Here is a 25191-nt window from a genome sequence, read left to right as displayed (position 1 = left end):
GTCGCACGGCTTTCACCGGTGCACAGCGTCCGTTCATCGCATCCCGGCCAATCACGGATGCAGCGAATTTTTGCAGAGGAGACCCATAGATGAAATCCGCCCTCGCCCTGATGGCGCTTGGCGCCGCTGCGATCCCCGCAGCCGGCCTGGCGCAGACCAGCGTCACCATCGCCGAGACAGCGCCGGTCGTGACGCTGAACGTGACCGAAAGCGTCGAAGCCGCGCCCGATGTCGCGACCGTGGGCACCGGCGTCCAGACCCGCGCGCCGACGGCGCAGGCGGCGATGCAGCAGAATGCGGCGCAGACGGAAAAGCTGATCGCGGCGCTGGCCAGGGCCGGCATCGCCAAGAAGGATATCCAGACCAGCGGCATCAACCTGAGCGCGCAATATGATTATAGCAATCAGGACGGCCAGCCGCAGGGGCCGCGCTTTATCGGTTATGAGGCGTCGAACCAGCTGACGGTCAAGCTGCGCGACATCAAGCGCGTCGGCGCGTCGCTGGACGCCATGGTGGCGGCGGGCGCGACCAATATCAGCGGACCGACCTTCTCGATCGACGATCCGTCGCCCCTGCTGGTGCAGGCGCGCGGCGCGGCGCTGAAGAGTGCGAAGGCGCAGGCGGACTATTATGCGCAGGCGGCCGGCTATCGCGCCGCCCGGCTGGTGTCGATCAGCGAAAGCAACAGCGGCGGCCAGCCGCCCATGCCGATGATGCAGAGCGCGCGGTTCAAGGCCGACGCCGCGCCGGTGACGCCGGTGGAGCCGGGGCAGGTCAGTGCGTCGGTGACGCTGACCGTGCAATATGCGCTCGACAAGTGACGCGCTGAACCCGCGCTTATTCCGCGATGCGCCAGCGCAGGGCCGCCCGGTCCGCGCTGGCGCCTTGCGTCAGGCGCACATCGACGCCGCGATCAGCGAAGGGCTGCGTCAGGGCGGGATGATCGTCTCCGCGCACGGCCATGTCGATGGGCAGGCCGACGCGCTGCGCCGCCCATAGCGCCAGCGCCAGCGTTTCAGCATTGGCCGGCGCGCCATCCTCATTGAGAGCGATATCAGGCAAGGGCAGCACGGGCGGTTCGACCTCGATCGTCCAGCCGGGCGCCATGGCGGCGGCGCGCTGTTCGAGCACGCGGTAGGTGGCAAGGCCCGCTTCGGGCAGCGGCCGCGCGCGCACCAGCGCCCGCTTGCGCCCGGTATCGATGGTGACAGCGTCGGGATCGACCCCGGCGATGAGCGCGAGCCGGTCGGTCAGGCGATCGACCTGGCCCTGCACTTCGCGCCGCGCGGTCTGGACAGCGAGCAGCTGGGCGTTTTCGGTGTCGGTCCCTTCGCCCACGCGAATCTGTTCGATGTCGAGCGCGACGGGCTGGCCCAGCATGTCGCTGAGCACGCGGCTGGCGCGCGTCGTCGCGTTACGTTCATAGCGACTGGTCAGGACGCTGGCGGTGACGGACAGCGGCCGGGCGTCGAAATCTATATCGAGCTGCGAGATGCGGGCATCATCGGCAAATTCGCGGCGGATGACGTCGCGCGCCTCGCGGGCGGCATTGGATTCCCAGGCGATCTGGCGCAGCGACAGGCCCAGCGGCACGGCGAGGGCAAAGAAGATGACGCCGATGAAGACGCTCTGCATCCAGCTTTGCCGGGGCGAGAGTTCCCGGCCAAAGCCATAGAGCCGCGCCATGATACCCGCCGCCAGCGCGATCGTCACGAAGTTGGTGAAGAAGAGCAGGAAGGCGCCGCCCGCCACGGTGGCGTTGAGCGTCGCGACACCAAAGCCGACGGTTGCGAGCGGCGGCATCAACGCGGTGGCGATGGCGACGCCCACGATGGTGCCCGCCTTCCCCCGGATCATCGCATAGGCGCCCGCCAGCGCGGAAAAGAGCGCGACCATGAGGTCGAAGAGATTGGGCCGGGTGCGCGCGGCGATTTCCGCCGTCACGGTCTGAAGCGGGGACAGCAGAACGATGAAGGCGGTGAAGAGGATGGCGATGAGCGCGCCGACGGCCAGGGTGAAAAGCGTGCGGCGAATCTCGCGCGAATCGACGGTGGCGAGCGCGAAGCCCAGGCCAACGATCGGCCCCATGAGCGGAGAGATAAGCATCGCGCCGATCACCACGGCCGGCGAAGACAGCAACAGTCCCAGCACCGCAATGCCCGCCGACATGAGGATCATGAAGGCGTAGCGCGGGCTCCACCCATCATCTTCGCGCACGCGATCGACCACCGCCTGATGGTCGATTTCGCGGATCACATGGCCGCGCCACCAGCGGGGCACGGCGCGCCAGAGTGGCGGATCGGCAACGGGCCTTTCGTCCTGCATCATCATGACACAGCGCCATAATCGAGCGCGGCGCGGCTTTCCAGCCGCCACCGCCATGCCATCATTCACCACCTGTTCAATGGCCTGCACCTATGGCATGCCCATGATGATGAAGTGGAAAAGCCTGACAGCCGGCGCCGGCATGCTGATGGCCGCGATGCTGATGATCCCCGCCGCCGACGCCGGTGGACGCCGCGATGAACAGGATGCCGCCCGCCGCGCGATGCTGGACGGTCATGTCATGCCCTTTTCCATGATCAAGCGCCGTGTCGACGCCGCCGTGGGCGGCGCAACCTATGTCGGCAGCGAGTTCAACCCGTCATCCAACCGCTATCGTCTGAAATATGTGAAGAACGGAAAGGTCATGTGGGTTGATGCCGACGGCCGGACAGGCGATATTATCGGCATGGCGCGCTGACCCCGCGCCGCATACTGGTCATAACAGAAACGGAAATACACGCCCATGCGCCTGCTGATCGTCGAGGATGAACCGAGCCTGGGCCATCAGCTCAGAACCACTCTGGAAGGCGCGGGCTATGCCGTCGACCTGGCGACGGACGGCGAGGACGGACATTTCCTGGGGTCCACCGAAAGCTATGACGCGGTGGTGCTGGACCTGGGCCTGCCCACGATCGACGGGCTGACCGTGCTCGACAAATGGCGCAAGGAGGGCAAGACCTTCCCCGTGCTGGTGCTGACCGCGCGCGACAGCTGGTCCGACAAGGTCGCCGGGCTGGACGCGGGTGCCGACGATTATCTGGCCAAGCCCTTCCAGAGCGAGGAACTGATCGCGCGGCTGCGCGCGCTCATTCGCCGCGCGTCGGGCAATGCGTCGAGCGAGTTGACGGCGGGCGACGTGCGGCTGGACACGCGGTCGGGCAAGGTGACGCTGAAGGGCGATCCGGTGAAGCTGACGGCGCAGGAATATAAGCTGCTGAGCTATCTGCTCCACCACAAGGGCAAGGTGGTGAGCCGCACCGAATTGATCGAGCATATCTACGATCAGGATTTCGACCGCGATTCCAATACGATCGAAGTGTTCGTGACGCGCATCCGCAAGAAATTGGGCGCCGACGTCATCACCACCATCCGGGGCCTGGGCTACAGCCTGGACGAGCCGGGCAGGTAATCCACCGTTCGTGCTGAGTAGGGATTGAGCGAAGTCGAAATCCCGTATCGAAGCACCTGGCACGAACCCTTCGATACGCCACTTCGACTTCGCTCAGTGGCTACTCAGGGCGAACGGCCTTTTGGCAAGCGACGCGATATCCCCTCCCCCCGTCCGCTCGACCGGTTCCATCAGCCGGCGCATGATCGGTATCGCCGCGCTGTGGATCAGCGTGCTGCTGATCGGCGGCGGCGTGGCGCTGGACCGGGTGCTGTCGGACGCGATCACCCGCAATTTCGACGACGGCATGAATTATGTGCTGACGGCGATGATCGCCGCGTCGGAAATCGGCCCCGATGGCGAAGTGCTGTTCAACCGGGAACTTGCCGACCAGCGATTCCTGGAGCCCAATAGCGGGCTATATTATCAGATCAGTGCCAAAGGGCATGAGGATTGGCGGTCGCGGTCGCTATGGGACCGGGCATTGAAGGCGCCGGCCGAGCATGACGACCGCCACTTGCATGTCTATAACAGCAAGCAGTTTCCCGGCGAGGACCTGCGCATCATGGAACGCACCGTGGTGCTGCCCGGATCGAATACGCGCTGGCTGTTCATGGTGGCGCAGGCGCGATCGGGCCTCGACGCCCAGATAAAGACGTTGCGGTCCACCCTGTTCAAGAGTTTCGCGCTGCTGGCGCTGGGGCTGTTCGTGCTGGCGACGTTGCAGACGATCTACGGGCTGCGCCCGCTACGCAAGGTGCGGCTGGAAATCATCCGGATGCGGGGGGGCGAGAAAAGCCGGGTGACAGAGCCGATGCCCGCCGAAGTATTGCCGATGGTGGAGGAATTGAACGCCCTCCTTGCTCATAATGAGCGGCAGGCGGAAGAAGCGCGCACCCATGCGGGCAACCTGGCCCATGCGCTCAAGACCCCGCTGACCGTCATCATGAACGCCGCGACCGCCAAGGCGCCGGACCTGGGCGATGCGGTGATCCGCGAGGCGACGACGATGCGGCGGCAGGTGGACCATCATCTGGCCCGCGCGCGCGCGGTCGGCCGGCGCGGCGCGGCGCAGAGCCGGGCGGATGTGTGGAAAAGCCTGGGCGCGGTGGAGCGAGCGGTCCAGCGCCTCTACCCCGACGCGCGGATCGACATGGATGGCGACAAGGACGCGGCCGTTCGCGTGGAGCGGCAGGACCTGGACGAGATGCTGGGCAATGTGATCGAGAATGCCGCCAAATATGGTGGCGGAAGCGTGTTCGCGACCGTGGTCGCCCGCAGCGGCGGCATGGTGGAGATCCAGGTCGAGGATGACGGCATGGGCATTCCCGAGGAGGAGCGCGTGCGCATCTTCGACCGGGGCGTGCGGCTTGATTCGGGCAAGCCCGGCACTGGCCTTGGCCTCGCCATCGTGCGCGATGTGGCGGAGATTTACGGTGGCACCGTCGCCTTGGAGGAAAGCGAGGACCTGGGCGGATTGCTGGTGCGGCTGCGGCTGCCGGCGGCGTGACGAGTGGGCGGCATTGTATGCCGGGGCGCAAGCGCTAAGACAGGCGCATGACTTTGCGCCTGACCATTCCCGAACAGCCTTCCGAAAGCGATCGGGATGCCGTGATTGCGCCGCTGCGCGCCTATAATATCGACCGCGCGGGCGATCCCAAGACACGGCCGGTCGCCATATTGCTGACCGATGAGGAAGGCCAGCATGTCGGCGGCCTATGGGGCAAGTGCAGCTATGACTGGATGTTCATCGAGTTTCTGGCCATTCCCGAGGCGCATCGCGGGGCCGACCATGGCACGGCCCTGATACGCAGGGCGGAGGAGATTGCGCAAGCGCAAGGGTGCATCGGCATCTGGCTCGACACCTATTCCTTTCAGGCGCGGGGCTTCTACGAGAAGATGGGGTTCAGTCTGTGCGGCGAGATTGCCGACCATCCAGTCGGGGAAAAGCGCTTTTTTCTGAGCAAGCGGCTTTAGGACAGAGGCGCACCCCATGCGGCGGCACCTCTATCTTATCGCGGGGTTTCTTTCGATCGGTCTAGGGGCGATCGGGGCGTTTCTGCCGCTGTTGCCGACGGTGCCGTTCATGATCCTGGCAGCCTTCTGCTTCGCCCGGTCCAGTCCGCGGCTGGAAGCCAAGCTGCTCAACCATCGGCAGTTCGGGCCGCATATCCGCCGCTGGCGCGAACGTGGCGCGATCAGCCGGCGCGGCAAAATCGCGGCGGTGGCAGCCTTCGGATTCAGCATCGTGCTGGCGCTGATCCTGTCGCCCTGGCCCTGGTTCCTGATCCCGGTCGCCGCCGCGCTGATCGGCGGCAGCTGGATCTGGAGCCGGCCGGAGGCGTGAGGCTTCAGTCCTCGATCAGGTCGAGATAGGCGACGACATCATTGTCGGTGGCGATGAAAAGGCCGTCCTGCATGTCGGCCGGCTGCTGATCGGCAACGCGCAGCGCTTCCGTCAGGGGACCATAAAGCAGGGTGGTGACGCCACCGTCATCGCCCAGATGATAGAGGCGCACGGTCGCGCCGTCATAGGTGCTACGCATCGGCGGCTTATCGCGGCGGAATGAGTGCGGCGCAAGTCAGCGCCGGTCGCTGACCTTCATCGAGGGGGCAAGCTGGTTGCGGCCGATGCGCACGGCATCATTGGTGAAATTGGCGACGAAGGTGGAGCCGCGCTCCAGCCCCGGCACGAAACCGGCGCGATTGCCGTCGATGACAAGGCCCGCGCTGCTGTTTTCCCGACCTTCGGGCGCGACGGTGATGAAGGCGGACCAATTATCCTTGTCCTTGCCCTGCACCATTTCATTGCCGCTGATCGTGCCGGTCGCGCCGTTGGACAGGTCAATCATGTAATTGGTCAGGTGCCCGGCGCTGTCGTCGAAGCTGTTGCCGGTGATGGTGACGCGCGGCGTGCGGGTTTTGAGATAATGACCGCCATTGCCTTCATCGAACCGGCTGTTGGTGACGGAGAGGCTGGCGAGGCGGCCGATATAGATGCCATGGGCGCAATCGAGATCGCGGTCGCAGCGGCCAAGCTTGCGGAAGGTCGATTTGTCGATGCTGACACGACCGCCGGCATAGTCGCCGGTCAAAATGCCTTCCTCGCTGTTGCGGAACAGGCTGTTGGTGACGCTAAGGTCGCCGCTTTCGAGGCGGATGCCAGCGCCATTGCCGTCGGGCACGCTGATATTCTGGAAAACAATGCCATCGACGGTGGTGGCTCGGCCGCGCGCGACAAGCGCCCCCTTCCCTTCGCACGGCACGCCGTCGAAAATGGCGGTGCCGGGCTTTGCGGCGCGGATGGTGACGACGCCGCCCTGCTGCACCGCGCATTGGCGATAGGTACCGGGCGCAACGATGATGGTGCCCTGCCCCTCGCCGATCGCGTTCAGGGCGTCCGACAGGGTAGCGTAGCCGCGGCCCGAGTCGCTGAGCGTGAAGGGCGCGGATTGGCCCTGCGCGAGCGCGGTCGCGGCGACGGCGGCGGACAAAAGCAGGGCGGTGGACAGGAAGCGCATGGCGCGCTCCTTAGAGGCTTGCAGGCGCGCCGCCAAGCGCGCGCGAACACCCGGCGACGCACTGGCCTGAAATGGCACAGGCGCATGGGCAAGAGTGAACGGTTTTCGGGCATCACGTGATCCGGTAAGGAGAGGCATCCTTTGATCCGCAGGAGTCCATGTCCATGCCCAATTCCCCCTGGAGCCATCATCGCAGCGCCAGCCTGTCCGACGACATCGATTTCGAGATCAAGGGCCAGGAATTGCAGTTTCTGGAGATTGAGCTGGACCCGGGCGAAAGCGCGGTCGCCGAAGCGGGCGCGATGGTATGGAAGGACGGCGCGATCAGCATGACGACGGTGTTCGGCGACGGCAGCGGCGGCGCGGACGGCGGCTTCATGGGCAAGTTGCTGGGCGCGGGCAAGCGGCTGGTGACGGGGGAAAGCCTGTTCACCACCGTCTTCACCCATCAGGGTCATGGAAAGGCGCGGGTCGCCTTTGCCTCGCCCACACCTGGGTCGATCCTGCCCCTCAAGCTCGACCAATATGGCGGCGCGCTGATCTGCCAGAAGGACAGTTTCCTGGCCGCCGCCAAGGGCGTGGCGATCGGCGTGCATTTCCAGAAGCGGATCATGACCGGCCTGTTCGGTGGCGAAGGCTTCATCATGCAGCGATTGTCGGGCGATGGATGGGTGTTCGTGCAGATGGGCGGCACGCTGGTGGAAAAGGAACTGGCCTCGGGCGAGGAACTGCATGTCGACACCGGTTGCCTGGCGGCGATGACGCCCAGCGTCGATTTCGACCTGGTGGCCGCGGGCGGTGTCAAATCCATGATCTTCGGCGGCGAAGGCGCGTTCTTCGCGCGGCTGCGCGGACCGGGGCATGTGTGGATCCAGTCCCTGCCCTTTTCGCGCCTCGCCGGACGGATGCTGGCGGCGGCCGGCAGCCGGGGCGGGCAGAATAGAGGCGAAGGATCGCTGCTGGGCGAATTTGGCGACCTGATCGGCGGCAATCGCTGAGTGCCGCGGGCGTCGGGCGGCCCTTGAAATCGGGTGCGAAATGGGCACATGGGTCCCATGGCATCTCCTTTCGACCCGGTTGACCTGCCCACGGGCGTTTCGATGACACTGTCGCCGCTCGTGAGCCGGGTGCTGGCGCCCAATCCGTCGCCCTTCACCTATACCGGCACGCAGACCTATGTCGTGGGCGGCGAGGCGGTGGCGGTGATCGATCCGGGACCGGACGACGCCGACCATCTCGCCGCGATCGCGCGGGCGATTGGCGGACGGCCAGTCGTCGCGATCCTGTGCACCCATACCCATCGCGATCACAGCCCGGCCGCGCGGCCGCTGAGCGCGGCGACGGGCGCGCCGGTCATCGGCTGCGCGCCGCTGACGCTGGAGGATGACGGCCCGCGCGCGGACGCGGCGTTCGACGCGGACTATCGGCCCGACCGGGTGCTGGGCGATGGCGAGACGGTGGAAGGGCCAGGCTGGACGCTGGAGGCGGTGGCGACGCCGGGCCATACGTCCAATCATCTGTGCTTTGCTCTGCGCAAGGAAAAGGCGCTATTCACCGGCGATCATGTCATGGGCTGGTCGACCAGCGTGATTTCTCCACCCGATGGCAACATGACCGCCTATATGCGCTCGATGCAGCTGCTGGCCGAGCGGGACGACGCGATCTACTACCCCGCCCATGGCGATCCGATCGACAATCCGCAGCGGCTGGTGCGCGGCATGATGGGCCATCGCAAGCAGCGCGAAGGGCAGATTTTGCGGTTCCTGGCGCGCCATGGCGACAGCGCGATCCCCGACATGGTGTCGGAGATGTACAAGGGCGTCGATCCGCGCCTTTATGGCGCGGCAGGCCGGTCGGTACTGGCGCATCTCATCGACCTTAACGGCCGGGGGCTGGCGGCCCCGGCGGAGGACGGGCTGTGGCGCGCAGCCTGAAAGCCTATGCCGGGCCGGTGGGCGCGGCATTGCTGATCCTGATCGTCGGGACGGCGATGCTGGTGGGCTGGCAACGCTATAATCGCGATTATGTCGTGAGCGTGGAGGATGACGGATCGGCGGTGACGAAGATCATCGCCGAGCGGATCGCCGGCAGCAGCAGCCTGCGCGTGTCGCGGCTCAACGGCACCATCCAGAGCACCGCGCGCGATGTCCGTGGCTTTGGCTGGCTGAAATCCGACCAAGTGGTCAAGATGCCCTATACGGTGGACTACTTCGTCGACCTGTCGGGCCTGTCCGCCGACGACCTGGAGTGGGACGAGCAGCGCCGCACGCTGATCGTCAACGCCCCCGACGTGAAGGCCGACACGCCCAATCTGGACGAGGCGCGCCGCACGCTGGTGCGCACCAGCGGCCTGTTCGTCACGCGCGAGGCGGGCGAGGCGCTGAGCCGCCGGGCGTCGGCCCATGCCGAGGCGCGGGCGAAGGCGTCGGCGCGGTCGCCCGAACGCATGGCGCAGGCGCGCGAATATGGACGGATCGCGCTCGCCAGGCTGATGAGCGCGCCTCTCGCCGCCATGGGCTATGGCGACGCGCGCGTGATCGTCACCTTCCCGCCCGAACGCAAGGGCGACAATCGCGAGCGATGGGACGTCACCACGCCGATCAACGAAGTGCTGGCCCGCAATCGATAAGGCAATGAACATGTCAAATTGACCTGTCCCCGCCGGCGATGATATTATTGTTTCGGTCAGGCATGGGTGGGGACATCATGGCGACGGGGACAGTATCGGCGGCGACCGTTGTTCAGCGGGAACATCGGTTTTTCTTCATCAGCGCCTGTGTGATGGCATTCGTGCTGGTCGCGGGTTTTTCCACCAACATCCTGCTTCAGCGATCGAGTTTCGCGGCGCCGATCCTGTATCATGTCCATGCCGTCACTTTTTTTGGCTGGGTGCTGCTGTACCTGCTTCAGACCGGATTGGTGGTGACCGGATCGGCCAGGCTTCACAAGCAACTGGGCTGGCTGGCGCTGGCCTGGGTGCCCGTCATGGTCATACTGGGGATGGCGATCACGATTTCCGTCATTCGCGCATATGGCGGCCCCTTCTTCTTTGCCCGGGACGAATTTCTGATCGGCAATCCGGTCGGCATCCTCACCTTTGCGGCAATCGTCCTGTGGGCGATCCGCATGCGACGCCGAACCGACTGGCACAGCCGGCTGATGCTGTGCGCGATGGCGTCGATCACTGGGCCGGGGTTCGGCCGATTATTGCCTCTGCCATTGCTGATGCCGATGGCCTGGGTGATTTCGGCGGTGGTTTTCCCCGCCCTGTTCATCCTTGCAGGTATGTGGCGGGACAAACGGCGGGCCGGCGTAATTCATCCTGCCTATATTTGTAGCCTTGCCCTCATATTCGGCACCCAGATCGTTGCGGAGGTCATAGCCTTCAGCCCGGTTGGCAGGGCGATCGGCGATGCCGTGACCGCCGGAACGCCGGGGGCGGCGCGACCCTTATATGCCGACTGGCCCCGGCATTCCTGATCGCCGTCCTTGATCCTCCGCGCTTGCCCGCTTATCTGCCCGTCCGAATGGTTTAGACGGAGATGACAGGGTGGACGCACGCGGCGGCATAGGCGGATCATTGCAGGGGCTGGACCTGCGCGCGGAAATCGACCGGCTGCGCAAGGAACGCAACGCCGTCATCCTGGGCCATTATTACCAGACGCCCGACATTCAGGACCTGTCCGATTTCGTGGGTGACAGCTTGGAGCTGTCGCGCAAGGCGGCGGAGACGGACGCGGACGTCATTGCCTTTTGCGGGGTGCGCTTCATGGCGGAAACCGCGAAAATCCTGTCGCCTGAAAAGATCGTCGTCCTGCCCGACATGGACGCGGGGTGCAGCCTGGAGGACAGCTGCCCCCCCGCCCAGTTCAAGGCGTTCCGCGAGGCGCATCCCGATCATATCGCCTTGAGCTACATCAACTGTTCGGCCGAGGTGAAGGCGCTGTCCGACATCATCGTGACATCATCGTCCGCTGAAAAGATACTGGCGCAGATCCCCGCCGACCAGAAGATCATCTTTGGCCCCGACAAGCATCTGGGCGGCTACCTGAAGCGCAAGCTGGGCCGCGACATGCTGTTGTGGCCGGGCGTGTGCATCGTGCATGAAGCGTTCAGCGAAACCGAATTGCTGAAACTTAAGGCGCAGCACCCCGACGCGCCGATCGCAGCGCATCCCGAATGCCCGCCCTATATCGTCGACCATGCCGATTATGTCGGATCGACCAGCGGCATCCTGGATTTCGCCAAGACCATGCCGGGCGACACGCTGATCGTCGCGACCGAGCCGCATATCATCCACCAGATGCAAAAGGCGGTGCCGCACAAGAACTTCATCGGCGCGCCGGGCGCGGACGGCAACTGCAACTGCAATATCTGCCCCTATATGGCGCTCAACACGATGGAGAAGCTGTATCTGGCGCTGCGCGACCTACGGCCGCGCATCGAAATGGACGAGACGTTGCGGTTGCAGGCGAAAAAGAGCCTGGACCGGATGCTGGACATGGCGAGCGGCACGGTGGGCCAAGGCGATGTCGGCCCGCGTGGCTGAGGCCTGATCCGCGATGATCGCGCGGCTGCGCGCGCTCTGGCAGGGAACGCGGGCCAGCTATTGGTTCTATCCCGCTTTGTTCACGACCAGCGCCGCGCTGCTGGCGATCCTGACGGTGTGGATGGATCGCCATGGCGCGGCGCAATGGCTGACCAGCCATGACTGGGTGGACGAAGCCCGGCCAGAGGGCGCGCGCAATGTCCTGAACGTCATATCCGGGTCGATGATCGGCGTCGCATCGACCATCTTTTCAATCACCATCGCCGCTGTCGTCTACGCGTCGGGCAGCTATGGCCCGCGGTTGCTGTCCAATTTCATGGAGGATCGCGGCAACCAGCTGTCGCTTGCGACCTTCATCGCCACCTTCGTCTATTCGGTGCTGGTGCTGCGCGTGGTGCGCGACGCCTATGAAACGGCGGGCGACCCCGGCTTCGTACCGCAATTATCGCTGCTGATCGCCACGGGCCTGATGGCGGCGTCGATCGTCGTGCTGGTCTATTTCCTCAACCATGTGCCCGCCTCCATCCGCATCAACGCGGTGCTGGAAGGGATTGGCGAGCGGCTGCTCCGCAGCGTGCGAAATCGCTTCCCCAGACATTGCGACGCCGAGCAGCAGGACCAGCCGCCGCAGGGGACGCCGGTGGCGGCGACCGGCACGGGCTATATCCAGATCATCGATTTCGCCGGGCTGGACCGGATCGCGCGGGACATAGAATGCCGGGTCGAGTTGCGACTGCGGCCGGGCGATTTCGTCCATCCCGACGTGGTGTTGCTGGCGGTCGTCGGCGCGGAGCCGGATGATGCGATGGCCGACCGGCTGCGCGACTGTTTTTCATTGGGGGCGATGCGATCGCCCTCGCAGGATATAGAATTCCTGATCGACGAACTGGTGGAGATTGCGCTGCGGGCGCTGTCGCCGGGCATCAACGATCCCTTCACTGCCGTCACCGCGCTGCACTGGCTGGGCGCGGCGACCGCGCAGATCGGCGCGCGGGACCTGCGCGGCGGGCCGGACCGGGGCGATTATGACTGGAACCGGATCGTGCCGATGAACGATGATTTCGATCATTTCGTGCGGCGCGGCTTTGGCGGCATCCGCGCGGCGGCGGCGACCAGCCCGATCGCGGCGATGCAATTCCTCGATTGCCTGCTGGGCGCGGGATCGACGCTGAGACTGACCGGCCGGCGCGCGCGGCTGCGCGAGGAAGGCGCGCTGCTGATGGCGCAGGCGCGGCTGGACCTGGCCGGGCCGTCGCTCGATGAACTGGAGGCGCGCTATTGCGATTTCCTGGCAGCCATGAAAGACGGCACCCATGAACGGCTTTCTTCCTGACGCATTTTCGCTTCCCGGCTTCGACCTTGACGCCTTTGTCGCCGCCACCCTGGCCGAAGATCTTGGCCCCGATGGCCGGGACGTCACCAGCGAGGCGGTGATCCCGGCCGATGCTATGTTCGAGGGCGTCATGGACAGCCGCGACGCGGTGACGCTGGCCGGCCTGCCGATCGCTGCCGCCTTCTTCCGTGCGCTCGATCCGCAGGTCCAAATCGAGATGCTGCACCGGGATGGCGATCAGGTGGCGGCGGGCACCGACCTGATGCGCATCCGGGGCAAGGCGCGCGCGATGCTGACGGCGGAGCGGTCGGCGCTGAACACCGTCCAGCATCTGACCGGAATCGCGACGATGACGCGCGCCTATGTCGATGCGATCTTGGGCACGGGCGCGACCCTGCTCGACACGCGCAAGACGATTCCGGGCCTGCGTTGCCTTGAGAAATATGCGACGCGGATGGGCGGCGCGACAAATCACCGCATGGGCTTGTGGGACGCGGCGATGATCAAGGATAATCATGTCGCGGTCGCCGGGTCGGTCGAGGAAGCGGTGCGCCGCGCGGTCGCTGCCGGGGTCGAGCGCATTATCGTCGAGGTCGACCGGGTCGACCAGATCGAACCGGCGCTGAGCGCAGGTGCGACCCATTTGCTGCTCGACAATATGGCCGCGCCCGTGCTGCGGGGAGCGGTGACACTGGTGGGCGGACGGGTGCCGACCGAAGCGTCAGGCGGCGTGACGCTGGACACGATCCGCGCCAAGGCGGAAACCGGCGTCACCTATATCAGCGTCGGGCGGCTGACCCAGTCGGCGCCGGCGGCCGATATCGGACTGGATTTCGACTATGCCTAGGCTGATCCTTGCCCTGCTGCTCATGCTCGCGCCATCGGCGGCGCTGGCCCAGTCGGCGCAGTGCCGGATGCCCGCCACCCTGCCCCGGCCCAAGGCCGAAGGGCCGACCGTCAAGGAACCCAAGCGCGTGCTGCCGATCGGCAGCTACACGCTGGCGATCAGCTGGACGCCGCAATATTGTTCGACCGCGCGGGATCGCGGCAGCCTGCAATGCGGGGGCCGCAACGGCAGGTTCGGCTTTACCCTGCACGGCCTGTGGCCAGACGGCGTCGGCAAGCAATGGCCGCAATATTGTCGACCGGCCGACCTGGTGCCGCGCGACGTGGTGCGCGACAATCTCTGCGCCACGCCGTCGGTGCAGCTGATCCAGCATGAATGGGCCAAGCATGGCACCTGCATGACGACCAGGCCGGAGCTGTATTTCGACCTGTCGCGCGCCTTCTACCAATCGCTGCGCTATCCCGACATGGGGGCGCTGGCGCGGCGCAAGACATTGACGGTGGCGCAGTTCGCCGCCGCCTTCGCCGCCGCGAACAAGCGGTTGGAGCCCGATATGCTGCGCGTGACCACTGTGCGCGGCAACTGGCTGAGCGAAGTGTGGATCTGCATGGACCGGGCGATGGAATATACGCGCTGCCCCGCGCATCAGGGGGGTGCGCCCGGACCCAGCTATTTGCGGATCGAGCCGGGGCCGAGCATCCCTGTCGCGCGTCCGGCGCGGCGCGGTGAACCTGGCCCTGCCCCCGCGCGCAAGCCCGGCCTTATCCTCGACCTCGACCCCAAGGTGCAGCCGTTGACCAAGGATGGAGAGGCGGACTGATTACTGGTCGATCACTGCCGTTGCGGGATGGTGGCGATCCATATGCTTGCGGATGATCCGCAGATTCTTGGTGTTTGATTTGTAGAGAAAATCGAAAATATCACCGGCGAACGGGATCGCGCCGATCAGGGTGTCGACGCCCACATTGGCGGCCATGCGCGTCAGATGCCATTTCGACATGCCAAGATTGCGCGCTTCCCAGACGATCCATGCCCCCATTGCGGCGGTGGCGATGTCGCCCACCACCGGAACCAGGCCGACCAGACTGTCCAGCCCGACCCGGCGGTTGGTGCCGGGGATGACGAACAGCCCCTCCAGCATCGCCTCCATCGCCTCGATCCGGCGGCGCACCGATGCGGGGTCGCGGCCAAAGCCCGGCATGTCCCGCACGATATGGTCGAACTGGTCCTGCGATAACGCCATCAATCGTCTCCTCCACCTCCCCTAATTGGGGGAGGCAAGGAGGTGGTTCAATGGGTGGCGCGCGCGCTGGGAGGGCATGAAGCCGCCAAGGCGGCGCGAGACGAGCGACCAGCGCACCGGCGCGCCCAGCGCAATATAGCCATTATGCCCCTGCATCAGCGCTTCGGCTTCGGCGATCCGGGCCACCCGTTCTTCCGCCGTGCTGGCAAGGCTGGCCGCCTGCAAGGCAGCATCGGCGGCGGCGCTGCAATGCACCTTGCGCGCGCAACCGACGCGGCCAAGATACCAGAGCGCGCTGTCATAAGGGGCGACTTCGTCGATGAGGCGCAGGTCGGCCGAAGCGGTCATGGCGACCCGATCGACGGCAAGGCCGATCGCCCCCAGATCCCGGCGCAGCATCCCGAACAGCAATGTGGCGCCGGGGCCTTCGGGCAAGGCGATGCGCAGCGCGGGGACATCGTCATGATCGGCGCGCCAGCGCGTGATCGTCGCGCTGGCGCGGGCGCGGCGTTCGTCCATCGACTGACTGGCCCAGACGGGCGCGGTCGGGGCGCGGCCCAGGTCCAGGTCCGACGGAACGATGCGATCGGTCGAGGTCCAGCCGCCAAGCGGAAAGAGAGTAGGCAGGACGCTCCGGTCGATCGCCATGTTGATCGCGGCGCGCACATTGTCATCGTCCAGCATCCCGCCGGTGCCGACCACCGCCAAGCCCAGCAGGCCCTGCACCGGGTCGATCTGCACGGCGTCGCGGTCGATGCCGGCGGGGATGAGCAGCGGCACATCCGCGAACCGGCCGCCCAGCATGAGTTCCGAGCGCCCTTCGCGAAAGCGGACGATGCCCAGCGCCGCCCGCTCCGCGCGCAAGACGCGCAGGCGGGAAAGCGGAACCAGCTCTTCCTCCGCATCGTCGTCGCCCGTCGAGCGATCCACCGGCGTCAGCATCAGCGCGCCGCCCTGCCGCCGCGCGCGATAAGGCCCGGTGCCGCCGTCGCGCGACAGGACGCCCATCTGCGGCTGCGCCAGCATCTGGAGCATATAGGGGCGCGCGGCGGCCATGCGGATTTCGATGACCTCTCCCGTCATCGGCACGACCGCCTGCACCGCATCGAGCGGACCATCGGGGTCAAGCTGGCGCAGGCTGGTGATGCGCGCCATCAGAAGGCGGGCTACGGCGGTGGCGGTGACGCGCGAGCCGTCGGCCCAGAAAGCGCGGCGCAGGCGGAAAATATAGCTGCGCCCGTCGTCCTCCACGATCCAGCGCTGCGCCAGCCCCGGCACGATATCGCCGCGCGCATCGAATGCGACGAGCCCCTGCGCCGTGCTTTCGAGCAGCAGCTTGGCCGCCGGATCGGGCAATTGTTGCAGCGGCTTTGCGAAATCGTCCCGGTCGCCCACGACGCTGACCACGATCAGCCCACCATCTTCCTTCGAACAGCTCGACAGCGCGATCAGCATCGCGCCGAGCGACGGCAGGGCGTGGCGCAGGGCGCGGGGGAGGGTAAGGGCGATGCGCATCGGACGGCAGGAGTAGCGAATGGACGCGCAATCACCAACCCTGGTTCCGCTGGAACGATTGTCATAATTTAGCAACATGAAAGACCCGCAGATGCAATAAATAGTTCATATTGGCACCGCCCAGAGAAAGGGCGTTTCCATGCCAGCTATGAAGTCCATGACCGCCATCGCGCTGATCCTGACGATGGCGCAGGTTCCTGCCGCCGCGCAGGTGATCAGCCAGCAGGAGGCCGCGGCCTTGCGAGCCGAAATTGCGGCTCTCAAAGCCCAGATCGACCGGCTGGAGGCCCGCATCGGGGGAAGCGACACCGTTGCGGCGGCAGCGCCGGTGCAAGGTGAAGTACCCGCCCCTGCAAAGCTGGCGACCGCCGCTCCCTCCACTCCGCCCGCCGAATCGCCCACGGCCGTTCGCTGGAATGGCGGCCCGGTCTTTTCGCAGGGGGAACTGACGTTTCACCCCAAAGGCCGCATTCAATATGATGCCGGCCTGCTGATGACGCCGGACAGCGTCGCCGACCGGGCGCGTGGCTATTCCAACGAGTTGCGCCGGTTGCGGCTGGGCGGTGAAGGGAAAATCGGCGGCGGTTTTGGTTATAAGCTGGAGCTGGAACTGTCCGACAACAGCGTCGACCTTGTCGATACCTTCATCACCTATGAAAAAGGCCCGTGGCTGGTGACGTTGGGCAATCACAACGCATTCCAGTCGCTGGACGAGCTGATCAGCGATACCGGCGGCGCGGTGATGGAGCGCGCGGCCTTTACCGACACCTTCAATTTCGAGCGGCGGCTGGGCCTGTCCGTGCAATATCGCAAGGGCATAGTGCTGGCGCAGGCGGGCGTCTTTTCCGACAGCGCCGATTCGCTGACCAATGATGCGGACGGCGCCGACGGTGGGGACGAGAATAACAGCTATGCGCTGGACGGGCGCATCGTGCTGGCGCCCAAATGGGGCGACACGCAATTGCATGTCGCGGCGTCGGGCCATTGGCGCGATTTCCAGCGGCTCTCGTCGGTCGGCCAACGCTATCGGCAGCGCGCCTATCTTCATTCCGCCAACAGCCGCTTCCTGGCGACACCGCAGATCGTCGGCGACAGCGAAAGCCATTATGGACTGGAATTTGCGGGCGAACGCGGCCCCTTCTGGTGGGCAAGCGAGGCGCATTGGTTGCGGGTGTCGCGACCCGGCGTCGCCGATCCCGTCTTCTTCGGCGGCTATGGCGAGGTGGGCTATGTGCTGACAGGCGAAAAGCGCGGGTACAAGAACGGCATCTTCGGCACGGTGACGCCCGACAGCCCGGTCGGCAGCGGCGGGTGGGGCGCGTTGCAGACGACGCTGCGCTATGACTATCTGGATTTGAACGACAAGGGGATCGTGGGCGGCACGCAGAAGGCGGTGATCGCCGCGCTGGTGTGGACCCCGGTCGAATTTCTGCGCTTCAACGTCAATTATGCGCATCTGCGCTACAGCGACGCGGCGATCCTGGCCGGGGATGACCGGGATTACAGTGTCGATGTCATCGGCTGGCGCGCCGAACTGGATTTCTGACCGGCATGCGGGCGATGCGCGATCGCGCACCGCCCCATGTCGATCAGTCGAGATTGGGGCGCAGATAACGCTCGGCCGTGTCGAGATCGATCCCGCGCCGCTGCGCATAATCTTCCAGCTGGTCGCGGCCGACGCGGGCGACGCCGAAATATTCGGCCTGGGCATGGCCGAAATAAAAGCCGCTCACCGCCGCCGTCGGCAGCATCGCGAAGCTTTCGGTCAGCGAAATTCCGGTGGCGTGATGCGCGTCGAGCATGTCGAACAGCAGGGGTTTCAGGCTGTGTTCCGGGCAGGCGGGATAGCCCGGCGCTGGGCGGATGCCGCGATATTGCTCCTTGATCAGCGCCTCGTTGGTCAGCTGCTCCCCCTCCGCATAGCCCCAGAGCGCGGTGCGGACATAATGGTGCAGCCGCTCGGCAAAGGCTTCGGCCAAACGGTCCGCCAAGGCTTTCAAAAGAATGTCCGAATAGTCGTCGATTGACGCCTTGAAGCGGGCGAGATGCGGTTCGATGCCGTGGATCGATACGGCAAAGCCGCCCATCCAGTCGCCATGGGGGCTGATGAAGTCGGCCAGGCACATGTTCGCCCGCCCTTCCCGCTTGGCGATCTGCTGGCGCAGCATGGGCAGGCGGACGTGGCGTTCATCCTCGACATGGACGATAATGTCGTCGCCCACCCGGCGGCAGGGCCACAGGCCGCAAACGCCGCGCGCGGTCAACCATTTGTCGTTGACGATTTTGTCGAGCATCTTCTGCGCGTCGGCAAACAGGCTGCGCGCGCTTTCACCGACAATCTCATCGTCCAGGATTGCGGGATAATTGCCGGCCAGTTCCCAGGCACGGAAGAAGGGGGTCCAGTCGATATATTGGACCAGGTCCTTCAAATCCCAGTCGGGGAAGCGGTGTACGCCGGGCAGGCGCGGGCGCGGCGCCTTGAGCGCCTCGTCCATCTCGAAGCCATTGGCGCGGGCATCCTCGATCGAAAGAAGCTGGCTTTGCCCCTTCCCTTCCCGCGCCTTGCGGACATGATCATAATCGGCCTTCGTCTTCTGCACGAAGTCCGTCTTCTGCGTTTCCGAAACCAGCGCGGTCGCCACGCCCACCGCGCGGCTGGCGTCGAGCACATGGACGACCGGGCCGGTGAAGGCCGGGTCGATCCGCAGCGCGGTGTGAACCTTCGACGTGGTCGCGCCGCCGATCAGCAGCGGCATGGTCATGTTGGCGCGCTGCATTTCCGCTGCCACCGTCACCATTTCGTCCAGGCTGGGGGTGATGAGGCCGGACAGGCCGATCATGTCGGCATCATTCTCGTTCGCGGCCTTGATGATGTCCTGCCAGGGGACCATCACGCCCATGTCGATGACCTCAAAGCCGTTGCACTGGAGCACGACGCCAACGATATTCTTGCCGATGTCATGGACGTCGCCCTTGACCGTGGCCATGACGATCTTGCCCTTGCCCTTCGCGCCCGGCTCCTTTGCCGCTTCGATATAGGGCAGCAGATGCGCGACCGCCTTCTTCATGACGCGGGCGGATTTGACGACCTGGGGCAGGAACATCTTGCCTGCGCCGAACAGGTCGCCGACGACGTTCATACCGTCCATCAGCGGCCCTTCGATCACCTCGATGGGCTTGGCGGCGGCGAGCCGGGCTTCCTCCGTATCCTCGACCACATACATGTCGATGCCCTTGACCAGCGCATGTTCGAGGCGCTTGGCGACCGGCCAGCCGCGCCATTCCTGCGCGGCCTTTTCCGACGCGGCATCCTTGCCCTTGAAGCTTTCCGCCAGCGCGACGAGGCGGTCGCCAGCTTCCGGGTCGGTGTTGAGGAGGACATCCTCGCACGCCTTGCGCAGCGCGGGATCGATCGCGTCATAGACGTCAAGCTGGCCTGCGTTGACGATCGCCATGTCGAGCCCGGCGGGGATGGCGTGATAGAGGAAGACGCTGTGCATCGCCCGGCGCACCGGCTCATTGCCGCGGAAGGAGAAGGAGAAGTTGGAGAGGCCGCCCGAAATATGGACATGCGGGCAGCGCGCCTTGATCTCGCGGCAGGCTTCGATGAAGTCGACGCCGTAATTATTATGCTCCTCGATCCCGGTCGCGACGGCGAAGATATTGGGGTCGAAGATGATGTCCTCGGGCGGGAAGCCGATGCTCATGAGCAGCTTGTAGGCGCGCTCGCAAATTTCGACCTTGCGCTCTTTGGTGTCGGCCTGCCCGGTTTCATCGAAGGCCATGACGACGACGGCCGCGCCATAGGCCATGCAGAGGCGGGCGTGATGGAGGAACGCTTCCTCGCCTTCCTTCATGCTGATCGAGTTGACGACCGGCTTGCCCGACACGCATTTGAGGCCTGCCTCGATCACTTCCCATTTGGAAGAGTCGATCATGACCGGGACGCGGCTGATGTCCGGTTCCGATGTCATGAGCTTGAGGAAGGTGGTCATCGCCTCGACCGCGTCGAGCAGGCCTTCATCCATGTTGACGTCGACGATCTGCGCGCCATTCTCCACCTGCTCGCGCGCGATGTCGATGGCGGCGGCATAATCGCCCGCCATGATCAGCTTCTTGAACTTGGCGGAGCCGGTGACGTTGGTGCGCTCGCCGATGTTGACGAAAGTGGCGGTGGTCTGGGTGGTCATATCCCGATCTTCAATTCCGTTCGGGCTGAGCCTGTCGAAGCCCAGTCCTTTTTTTCAAGAAAGTGCAGCCCTTCGACAAGCTCAGGGCGAACGGAGGAGAGATATCCCCTCCCTATTTCTCACGCCGCGATGTGCATGGGTTCGAGGCCCGCCAGGCGCGTCACGACCGGCAGTTCGGGCACCGCGCGCGGCTTGTGACCGGCCAGCGCCTTCGCCACCGCGCCGATATGCGCAGGCGTCGTGCCGCAGCAGCCGCCGACCATGTTGACCAGCCCCTCGTCCACCCAGTCGCGGATCAGCTTCGCGGTGGTTTCGGGCCGCTCGTCATATTGGCCTAGCTCATTGGGCAGGCCCGCATTGGGATAGGCCAGGATCAGCGTGTCGGCATTCTTCGACAATTCGGCCAGATAGGGGCGCAGGAGGTCCGCCCCGAACGCGCAGTTCACGCCGATGGTCAGCGGCTTCAAATGGCGCAGCGAATACCAGAAGGCGTTGATCGTATGGCCCGACAGGTTGCGCCCCGACATGTCGGTGATGGTGAAGCTGAGCATCAGCGGCACGGACCGCCCGGCCGCCGCTTCCGCTTCGCGCGCGGCCATGCCCGCCGCCTTGGCGTTCAACGTGTCGAAGCAGGTTTCGACTAGTAGGAAATCGACGCCGCCCGCGATCAGCGCATCGCATTGCTCACGATAATCGGCCTTGAGCGTATCATAGTCGACTTCGCGATAGGCGGGGTCGTTGACGTCGGGCGAGATGGAGAGCGTCTTGTTGGTGGGGCCGATCGAACCGCAGACGAAGCGGGGCTTGCCGTCCTTCGCGCCTGCCTTTTCGCACGCCGAACGGGCCAGCTTCGCAGCGGCGACATTGATGTCCCAGACCAGATGTTCGCAGCCATAATCGGCCATGGCGATCTTGGTCGAGCTGAACGTATTGGTTTCGACCATGTCCGCGCCTGCGTCGAGATAGGCGGTGTGGATGCCCTCCACGATGTCGGGGCGCGTCAGGCAGAGAAGGTCGTTATTGCCCTTCTGGTCCTTCGCCAGGTCAAGGTCGCCGCGATAATCGGCTTCGGTCAGGCCATGTTTCTGGATCGACGTGCCATAGCCGCCGTCAAAGATCAGGATCTTTTCGGCGGCCAGTTGGCGGAATGTCTGTTCGGCGGTCATCGTCTCGTCCCCGCTTTTGGAAAAATCCGTTCGTGCTGAGTAGAGGCTGAGCTTGTCGAAGCCTCGTATCGAAGCGCCTATCCTTCGATACGCCATTTCGACTTCGCTCAATGGCTACTCAGGACGAACGGCTGATGAAATTCATCACGTCACTATCTCAGCCGCCACCTTGGGCCTTAAACCCAGCAGATGGCAGATCGCATAGCTATGTTCCGCCCGGTTGAGCGTATAGAAATGAAAGTCGCGCACGCCGCCTTCATAAAGTTTGCGGCAGAGTTCCGCCGCGAGCGTCGCGGATATCAGCTGCCGGGCAGCGGGGCGATCGTCCAGGCCTTCGAACAGACGCCCCATCCAGGCGGGCACATCGGTGTTGCACATGGCCGCCATGCGCTGGACCGCGGCGAAATTGCCGACCGGCATGATGCCGGGCACGATTTCCGCGTCAATGCCGGCGGCGCGCACCTCATCCATGAAGCGGAAATAGGTGTCGGGTTCGAAGAAGAATTGCGTGATGGCGCGGGTCGCCCCCGCGTCCAGCTTGCGCTTGAGATTGTCGAGATCGCTTTGCGCATCGCGGGCGTCGGGATGAACCTCGGGATAGGCGGACACGGAAATTTCGAACGGGTGACGCTTCATCAGCCCTTCGACCAGATCGGCCGCGCCGGCATAGCCATCGGGATGCGCTTCGAACCGTCCACCCTGTTCAGGCGGATCGCCACGCAACGCGACGATATGGCGCACGCCGGCCTGCCAATAGGCGTCGGCAATCTCGTCAATCTCGCTCTTGCTGGCGGCGACGCAGGTCAGGTGCGCGGCGGCAGCAAGCGGGGTTTCCCGCGCGATCCGGGCGACCGTATTATGCGTGCGCTCCCGCGTCGATCCGCCCGCGCCATAGGTGACGGACACGAAACGGGGCGAAAGGGGTGCAAGCGTTTCGATCGCCGACCAGAGCTGCGCCTCCATCTTTTCCGTCTTGGGCGGGAAAAATTCGAAGCTGACGCGCGCATCGCCGGCCAGATCCGCATAAAGGGGCACGCGATCGTCAATGGTCATGCGGATATCCGTCGTTCGAGCGGCAGGACATCGGCGCCCTTGCGCCGCCCCAGCCACAGTTGCACCGTCAATTCCTGCCCCGGCAGGCGTTCCACCTGTTCCAGGACCAGGCCCGCATCCGCGAACCAGCCTTCCATCTGGGCATCGGCAAAACCGAGCCGCGCATGCTGGTCGCGGGTGCGTAATTCTTCCCGCTGATGCGGGGCGAAATCGGCGATCAGCACACGGCCGTCGCGCGCGGTCACGCGCGCCGCTTCGGCAATGACGCTTTCGGGCGCCTGGGCATAATGAAGCACCTGATGGCACAGCACCGTGTCGATGCTGCCGGATTCCATCGGCAGGGACAGGAAATCGCCCAGCAGCAGCGCATATTTGTCGCCAGCGTCCTGCGGCAATTTGGCGCGGGCGAGGCGCAGCATGTCGGGGCTGCGATCCAGCGCCGTCACTTGGCGCGCTTCGTCACCGAACAATTCGATCATCCGTCCGGTGCCGGTGCCGATGTCGAGCAAATGGCCGATTGGTTCGCGCGCCAGCAGCGCGGTCATTGCCGCTTCGACCTGCGCTTCGGGCACGTGGAGCGAGCGGATCGCGTCCCATTCGTCGGCATGTTCGGCAAAATAGGCCTCGGCCGCGCGCGCCCGCTCCGCCCGCACCGCCGACAGACGCGCAAGATCGGCCGCCTGCCACAGCGCTTCGGGTTGCGTAGGTTCGATCCGATCGAACAGCGTGAGAAAAGGCGCGATGCCCTGCCCGCGCGCCAGGCGCAGGAACACCCAATTGCCCTCCTTGCGCCGTTCGACAAGGCCAGCTTCGGCAAGGATGCGGACATGGCGGGATACGCGGGGCTGACTTTGCCCGACAACTTGGGCGATTTCCCCCACCGCCAGTTCCATCGCGCGCAGCAAATGCACGATCCGCAATCGCGTCGGGTCGCCGAGCGCCCGGAAAATATCGAGAGCGGAGTGCATAAGACGATCATATAAAGAAATCTTTATATACGTCAATGCCCGTCATTTCCGCGACGAACCAAGCGTAACGACCCCCGCAAAGCCTTGCGTTGCGATGAATGGGATTGCCTTGCCTTGATCAAGGCAGTACGAATCGCGGCGCAGGCGCAATGGGGGGTGAGCTTTTCTCCGAGAGTGGTCTGCATCTTTTTTTTCTCAGAGAGGGGTTGTTGCCCATGACCAAGTCGATTGCTCTTTCGCTCGTTCTCGCCGCTTCGCTCGGCCTGGCTGCCTGCAGTGGCAACCACGAAGAAAACGCCGCCAACATGGCTGCCAATGCTGCCGAGAACGCGTCGAACGCGGCCGACAACGCCATGAACGCCGCGATGAACGCCGCTGACGATGCCGCCAACGCCGCGTCGAACGCGACGAACAACGTCGCGAACGCGATGTAATTGTCCCTGACCAGGGAAGAATTTGCGAAAGGGGTCGCTCCGGCAACGGGGCGGCCCCTTTTCCATGGGAGAGTGCCGATGCGCTATCTGTCGGGGCTGATGTTTCTGGCACTGCTGACCGGATGCGGATCTTCGGAGAGCGACGGCGTGGGCGGCGTCAGCGCGAGCGACGCGCGCGCCCTTAATGAAGCCGCAGCGATGCTGGACGCGCGCGTCGGCGTGACGGACGACAAGGCGGGGGATCTCAACCCCGCAGCGCGCATGGCGGCGGACCGTCAGCGCGGCCAGGCGCCGGAGAGCAAGCCGGCACAATGAAGGGCCGCCCCGGCGGGGGACGGCCCTTCCTTTACGGCTAACCAGGCTGGCTTAGCAGTTGCGGTCGATCGCGCGGCCGGCGAGGGCGCCGACGCCAGCACCGATGATCGCGCCGGCCGTACCGTCGCCACGGCCGTAGCGGCCCGAATTGCGACCCACCTCATTACCGAGCAGGCCCCCGGCGATCGCGCCGATGATGGTGCCGCCCGTACCATTATCCCGGCAGCGATAGCCACCACGATAACCGCGATAATTGTTGCGATAATAGCGTTCACCGCGATAACCGCGATAATGGTCGCCGCGATAGCCGCGATATCCGCGGTCGTATCCGCGATAATAGTCGCCCCTATCATAACCGCGATAATGGTCGCGGGCCATGGCGGGCGTGGCGGTGACGGCAAGGGAGGCGGCGCCCATCGCGAGAGCGGCTCCCATATTTACAAGAAACTTCATCTTCATGGCGGTTGCTCCTCCAGAAAAAATATCTCATCGGCGAAGCGTCAAGAACGGGATTCGCCATTGATTGACGTCTTTATGCCCGATCGGGTTTGAGCCATCGCTGAATGGCGCTGTCAGCCAGCGTTCACCTGATGGCGGCCCGTCACTGCTTTGCTGCGTCCTGCC

General features: G+C 64.9%; 27 protein-coding genes. 17 read left to right on the top strand and 10 right to left on the bottom strand.

From position 1 onward, the window contains the following. Window positions 1-89 precede the first annotated feature (89 nt). Entirely contained in the window at window positions 90-821 is a 732-nt protein-coding gene (locus SAB01S_RS05390; protein WP_062732055.1) for an SIMPL domain-containing protein, read from the top strand. A gap of 16 nt (window positions 822-837) precedes the next feature. Here SAB01S_RS05390 and SAB01S_RS05385 read toward each other — a convergent pair whose 3' ends face one another. Beyond that, window positions 838-2331, bottom strand: coding sequence for a DUF389 domain-containing protein (locus tag SAB01S_RS05385; protein ID WP_062732054.1), 1494 nt, complete (start codon window positions 2329-2331; stop codon window positions 838-840). 73 nt (window positions 2332-2404) lie between these two features. Between SAB01S_RS05385 and SAB01S_RS05380 the strand changes: the two genes are divergently transcribed. From SAB01S_RS05380 to SAB01S_RS05360, 5 genes are all read left to right on the top strand, one after another. After that, the gene (locus tag SAB01S_RS05380) at window positions 2405-2743 is read left to right on the top strand and encodes a hypothetical protein (protein ID WP_021227103.1); all 339 of its coding nucleotides are present in this window, start codon (window positions 2405-2407) and stop codon (window positions 2741-2743) included. Between the two features lie 45 nt (window positions 2744-2788). Continuing rightward, on the top strand, window positions 2789-3454 hold the full coding sequence (locus SAB01S_RS05375; RefSeq protein ID WP_021227104.1) for a response regulator transcription factor: 666 nt from the start codon (window positions 2789-2791) through the stop codon (window positions 3452-3454). 181 nt (window positions 3455-3635) lie between these two features. Then, window positions 3636-4943, top strand: a complete 1308-nt coding sequence (locus tag SAB01S_RS05370) for a sensor histidine kinase (protein WP_062732053.1) — start codon at window positions 3636-3638, stop codon at window positions 4941-4943. A gap of 47 nt (window positions 4944-4990) precedes the next feature. Further along, window positions 4991-5410, top strand: coding sequence for a GNAT family N-acetyltransferase (locus tag SAB01S_RS05365; RefSeq protein WP_062732052.1), 420 nt, complete (start codon window positions 4991-4993; stop codon window positions 5408-5410). A 16-nt stretch (window positions 5411-5426) separates the two neighbouring features. Further along, on the top strand, window positions 5427-5780 hold the full coding sequence (locus SAB01S_RS05360; RefSeq protein ID WP_062732051.1) for a YbaN family protein: 354 nt from the start codon (window positions 5427-5429) through the stop codon (window positions 5778-5780). A 4-nt stretch (window positions 5781-5784) separates the two neighbouring features. Here the strand turns inward: SAB01S_RS05360 and SAB01S_RS05355 are convergent, their stop codons facing one another. Continuing rightward, window positions 5785-5979 (bottom strand): hypothetical protein, encoded by a 195-nt coding sequence (locus SAB01S_RS05355; protein ID WP_062732050.1) that lies wholly within the window; start codon window positions 5977-5979, stop codon window positions 5785-5787. A 36-nt stretch (window positions 5980-6015) separates the two neighbouring features. Further along, window positions 6016-6954 (bottom strand): right-handed parallel beta-helix repeat-containing protein, encoded by a 939-nt coding sequence (locus SAB01S_RS05350; protein ID WP_062732124.1) that lies wholly within the window; start codon window positions 6952-6954, stop codon window positions 6016-6018. Between the two features lie 164 nt (window positions 6955-7118). Here SAB01S_RS05350 and SAB01S_RS05345 point away from each other — a divergent pair, with 164 nt between their 5' ends. The 8 genes from SAB01S_RS05345 to SAB01S_RS05310 all read left to right on the top strand — a co-directional run bounded on the left by SAB01S_RS05345 (window position 7119) and on the right by SAB01S_RS05310 (window position 14503). Further along, a complete protein-coding gene (locus SAB01S_RS05345) occupies window positions 7119-7952 on the top strand; it encodes a TIGR00266 family protein (protein WP_062732049.1) in 834 nt (277 codons plus the stop codon). 57 nt (window positions 7953-8009) lie between these two features. Continuing rightward, window positions 8010-8888 (top strand): MBL fold metallo-hydrolase, encoded by an 879-nt coding sequence (locus tag SAB01S_RS05340; RefSeq protein ID WP_062732048.1) that lies wholly within the window; start codon window positions 8010-8012, stop codon window positions 8886-8888. Then, on the top strand, window positions 8873-9583 hold the full coding sequence (locus SAB01S_RS05335) for a DUF4230 domain-containing protein (protein WP_062732047.1): 711 nt from the start codon (window positions 8873-8875) through the stop codon (window positions 9581-9583). Before SAB01S_RS05340 ends, SAB01S_RS05335 begins: the two co-directional genes overlap by 16 nt. Before the next feature lie 77 nt (window positions 9584-9660). Next, complete coding sequence (locus tag SAB01S_RS05330) at window positions 9661-10434, top strand: hypothetical protein (RefSeq protein WP_245646413.1); 774 nt, start codon at window positions 9661-9663, stop codon at window positions 10432-10434. A gap of 70 nt (window positions 10435-10504) precedes the next feature. Beyond that, the gene (gene nadA / locus SAB01S_RS05325; RefSeq protein ID WP_062732046.1) at window positions 10505-11503 is read left to right on the top strand and encodes a quinolinate synthase NadA; all 999 of its coding nucleotides are present in this window, start codon (window positions 10505-10507) and stop codon (window positions 11501-11503) included. Window positions 11504-11516: 13 nt separating this feature from the next. Beyond that, window positions 11517-12836, top strand: coding sequence for a DUF2254 domain-containing protein (locus SAB01S_RS05320; RefSeq protein ID WP_062732045.1), 1320 nt, complete (start codon window positions 11517-11519; stop codon window positions 12834-12836). After that, window positions 12817-13683, top strand: coding sequence for a carboxylating nicotinate-nucleotide diphosphorylase (nadC, locus tag SAB01S_RS05315; protein WP_062732044.1), 867 nt, complete (start codon window positions 12817-12819; stop codon window positions 13681-13683). The genes SAB01S_RS05320 and nadC overlap by 20 nt, the downstream gene beginning before the upstream one ends. Continuing rightward, entirely contained in the window at window positions 13676-14503 is an 828-nt protein-coding gene (locus SAB01S_RS05310) for a ribonuclease T2 family protein (RefSeq protein WP_062732043.1), read from the top strand. The genes nadC and SAB01S_RS05310 overlap by 8 nt, the downstream gene beginning before the upstream one ends. Here SAB01S_RS05310 and SAB01S_RS05305 read toward each other — a convergent pair whose 3' ends face one another. Next, entirely contained in the window at window positions 14504-14926 is a 423-nt protein-coding gene (locus SAB01S_RS05305; protein WP_062732042.1) for a DUF4112 domain-containing protein, read from the bottom strand. It abuts the gene before it with no gap. Window positions 14927-14947: 21 nt separating this feature from the next. Beyond that, the gene (locus tag SAB01S_RS05300) at window positions 14948-16441 is read right to left on the bottom strand and encodes an ABC transporter substrate-binding protein (RefSeq protein ID WP_062732041.1); all 1494 of its coding nucleotides are present in this window, start codon (window positions 16439-16441) and stop codon (window positions 14948-14950) included. 139 nt (window positions 16442-16580) lie between these two features. Between SAB01S_RS05300 and SAB01S_RS05295 the strand changes: the two genes are divergently transcribed. Further along, window positions 16581-17987: an OprO/OprP family phosphate-selective porin gene (locus SAB01S_RS05295; protein WP_062732040.1), complete on the top strand. Its 1407-nt coding sequence runs from the start codon at window positions 16581-16583 to the stop codon at window positions 17985-17987. 43 nt (window positions 17988-18030) lie between these two features. Here SAB01S_RS05295 and metH read toward each other — a convergent pair whose 3' ends face one another. From metH to SAB01S_RS05275, 4 genes are all read right to left on the bottom strand, one after another. After that, complete coding sequence (gene metH / locus SAB01S_RS05290; protein ID WP_062732039.1) at window positions 18031-20631, bottom strand: methionine synthase; 2601 nt, start codon at window positions 20629-20631, stop codon at window positions 18031-18033. A 119-nt stretch (window positions 20632-20750) separates the two neighbouring features. Beyond that, entirely contained in the window at window positions 20751-21797 is a 1047-nt protein-coding gene (locus SAB01S_RS05285; RefSeq protein WP_062732038.1) for a homocysteine S-methyltransferase family protein, read from the bottom strand. A gap of 144 nt (window positions 21798-21941) precedes the next feature. Continuing rightward, the gene (gene metF, locus SAB01S_RS05280; RefSeq protein ID WP_062732037.1) at window positions 21942-22850 is read right to left on the bottom strand and encodes a methylenetetrahydrofolate reductase; all 909 of its coding nucleotides are present in this window, start codon (window positions 22848-22850) and stop codon (window positions 21942-21944) included. Beyond that, window positions 22847-23818, bottom strand: coding sequence for an ArsR/SmtB family transcription factor (locus SAB01S_RS05275; RefSeq protein ID WP_062732036.1), 972 nt, complete (start codon window positions 23816-23818; stop codon window positions 22847-22849). The genes metF and SAB01S_RS05275 overlap by 4 nt, the downstream gene beginning before the upstream one ends. Window positions 23819-24033: 215 nt before the next feature. Between SAB01S_RS05275 and SAB01S_RS05270 the strand changes: the two genes are divergently transcribed. Both SAB01S_RS05270 and SAB01S_RS05265 read left to right on the top strand, forming a co-directional pair. Continuing rightward, window positions 24034-24252, top strand: a complete 219-nt coding sequence (locus SAB01S_RS05270; RefSeq protein WP_021227123.1) for a hypothetical protein — start codon at window positions 24034-24036, stop codon at window positions 24250-24252. Window positions 24253-24330: 78 nt separating this feature from the next. Then, window positions 24331-24567, top strand: a complete 237-nt coding sequence (locus SAB01S_RS05265) for a hypothetical protein (RefSeq protein ID WP_062732035.1) — start codon at window positions 24331-24333, stop codon at window positions 24565-24567. Between the two features lie 51 nt (window positions 24568-24618). Here the strand turns inward: SAB01S_RS05265 and SAB01S_RS05260 are convergent, their stop codons facing one another. Further along, on the bottom strand, window positions 24619-25026 hold the full coding sequence (locus SAB01S_RS05260; protein WP_062732034.1) for a glycine zipper 2TM domain-containing protein: 408 nt from the start codon (window positions 25024-25026) through the stop codon (window positions 24619-24621). Window positions 25027-25191: the final 165 nt, after the last annotated feature.

This window comes from Sphingobium abikonense NBRC 16140, assembly GCF_001598335.1.
Taxonomy (GTDB): Bacteria; Pseudomonadota; Alphaproteobacteria; order Sphingomonadales; family Sphingomonadaceae; genus Sphingobium; species Sphingobium abikonense.
Note: the sequence above shows the minus strand (reverse complement) of the source record. Positions and strands in the feature narration are given on the sequence as shown.

Coding starts and splice junctions, on each gene's coding strand:
- SAB01S_RS05390 (WP_062732055.1), top strand. CDS start 90: ATGAAATCCGCCCTCGCCCTGATGGCGCTTGGCGCCGCTGCGATCCCC.
- SAB01S_RS05385 (WP_062732054.1), bottom strand. CDS start 2,331: ATGATGATGCAGGACGAAAGGCCCGTTGCCGATCCGCCACTCTGGCGC.
- SAB01S_RS05380 (WP_021227103.1), top strand. CDS start 2,405: ATGGCCTGCACCTATGGCATGCCCATGATGATGAAGTGGAAAAGCCTG.
- SAB01S_RS05375 (WP_021227104.1), top strand. CDS start 2,789: ATGCGCCTGCTGATCGTCGAGGATGAACCGAGCCTGGGCCATCAGCTC.
- SAB01S_RS05370 (WP_062732053.1), top strand. CDS start 3,636: ATGATCGGTATCGCCGCGCTGTGGATCAGCGTGCTGCTGATCGGCGGC.
- SAB01S_RS05365 (WP_062732052.1), top strand. CDS start 4,991: ATGACTTTGCGCCTGACCATTCCCGAACAGCCTTCCGAAAGCGATCGG.
- SAB01S_RS05360 (WP_062732051.1), top strand. CDS start 5,427: ATGCGGCGGCACCTCTATCTTATCGCGGGGTTTCTTTCGATCGGTCTA.
- SAB01S_RS05355 (WP_062732050.1), bottom strand. CDS start 5,979: ATGCGTAGCACCTATGACGGCGCGACCGTGCGCCTCTATCATCTGGGC.
- SAB01S_RS05350 (WP_062732124.1), bottom strand. CDS start 6,954: ATGCGCTTCCTGTCCACCGCCCTGCTTTTGTCCGCCGCCGTCGCCGCG.
- SAB01S_RS05345 (WP_062732049.1), top strand. CDS start 7,119: ATGCCCAATTCCCCCTGGAGCCATCATCGCAGCGCCAGCCTGTCCGAC.
- SAB01S_RS05340 (WP_062732048.1), top strand. CDS start 8,010: ATGGCATCTCCTTTCGACCCGGTTGACCTGCCCACGGGCGTTTCGATG.
- SAB01S_RS05330 (WP_245646413.1), top strand. CDS start 9,661: ATGGCGACGGGGACAGTATCGGCGGCGACCGTTGTTCAGCGGGAACAT.
- SAB01S_RS05320 (WP_062732045.1), top strand. CDS start 11,517: ATGATCGCGCGGCTGCGCGCGCTCTGGCAGGGAACGCGGGCCAGCTAT.
- nadC (WP_062732044.1), top strand. CDS start 12,817: ATGAACGGCTTTCTTCCTGACGCATTTTCGCTTCCCGGCTTCGACCTT.
- SAB01S_RS05310 (WP_062732043.1), top strand. CDS start 13,676: ATGCCTAGGCTGATCCTTGCCCTGCTGCTCATGCTCGCGCCATCGGCG.
- SAB01S_RS05305 (WP_062732042.1), bottom strand. CDS start 14,926: ATGGCGTTATCGCAGGACCAGTTCGACCATATCGTGCGGGACATGCCG.
- SAB01S_RS05300 (WP_062732041.1), bottom strand. CDS start 16,441: ATGCGCATCGCCCTTACCCTCCCCCGCGCCCTGCGCCACGCCCTGCCG.
- SAB01S_RS05295 (WP_062732040.1), top strand. CDS start 16,581: ATGCCAGCTATGAAGTCCATGACCGCCATCGCGCTGATCCTGACGATG.
- metH (WP_062732039.1), bottom strand. CDS start 20,631: ATGACCACCCAGACCACCGCCACTTTCGTCAACATCGGCGAGCGCACC.
- SAB01S_RS05285 (WP_062732038.1), bottom strand. CDS start 21,797: ATGACCGCCGAACAGACATTCCGCCAACTGGCCGCCGAAAAGATCCTG.
- metF (WP_062732037.1), bottom strand. CDS start 22,850: ATGACCATTGACGATCGCGTGCCCCTTTATGCGGATCTGGCCGGCGAT.
- SAB01S_RS05275 (WP_062732036.1), bottom strand. CDS start 23,818: ATGCACTCCGCTCTCGATATTTTCCGGGCGCTCGGCGACCCGACGCGA.
- SAB01S_RS05270 (WP_021227123.1), top strand. CDS start 24,034: ATGACCAAGTCGATTGCTCTTTCGCTCGTTCTCGCCGCTTCGCTCGGC.
- SAB01S_RS05265 (WP_062732035.1), top strand. CDS start 24,331: ATGCGCTATCTGTCGGGGCTGATGTTTCTGGCACTGCTGACCGGATGC.
- SAB01S_RS05260 (WP_062732034.1), bottom strand. CDS start 25,026: ATGAAGATGAAGTTTCTTGTAAATATGGGAGCCGCTCTCGCGATGGGC.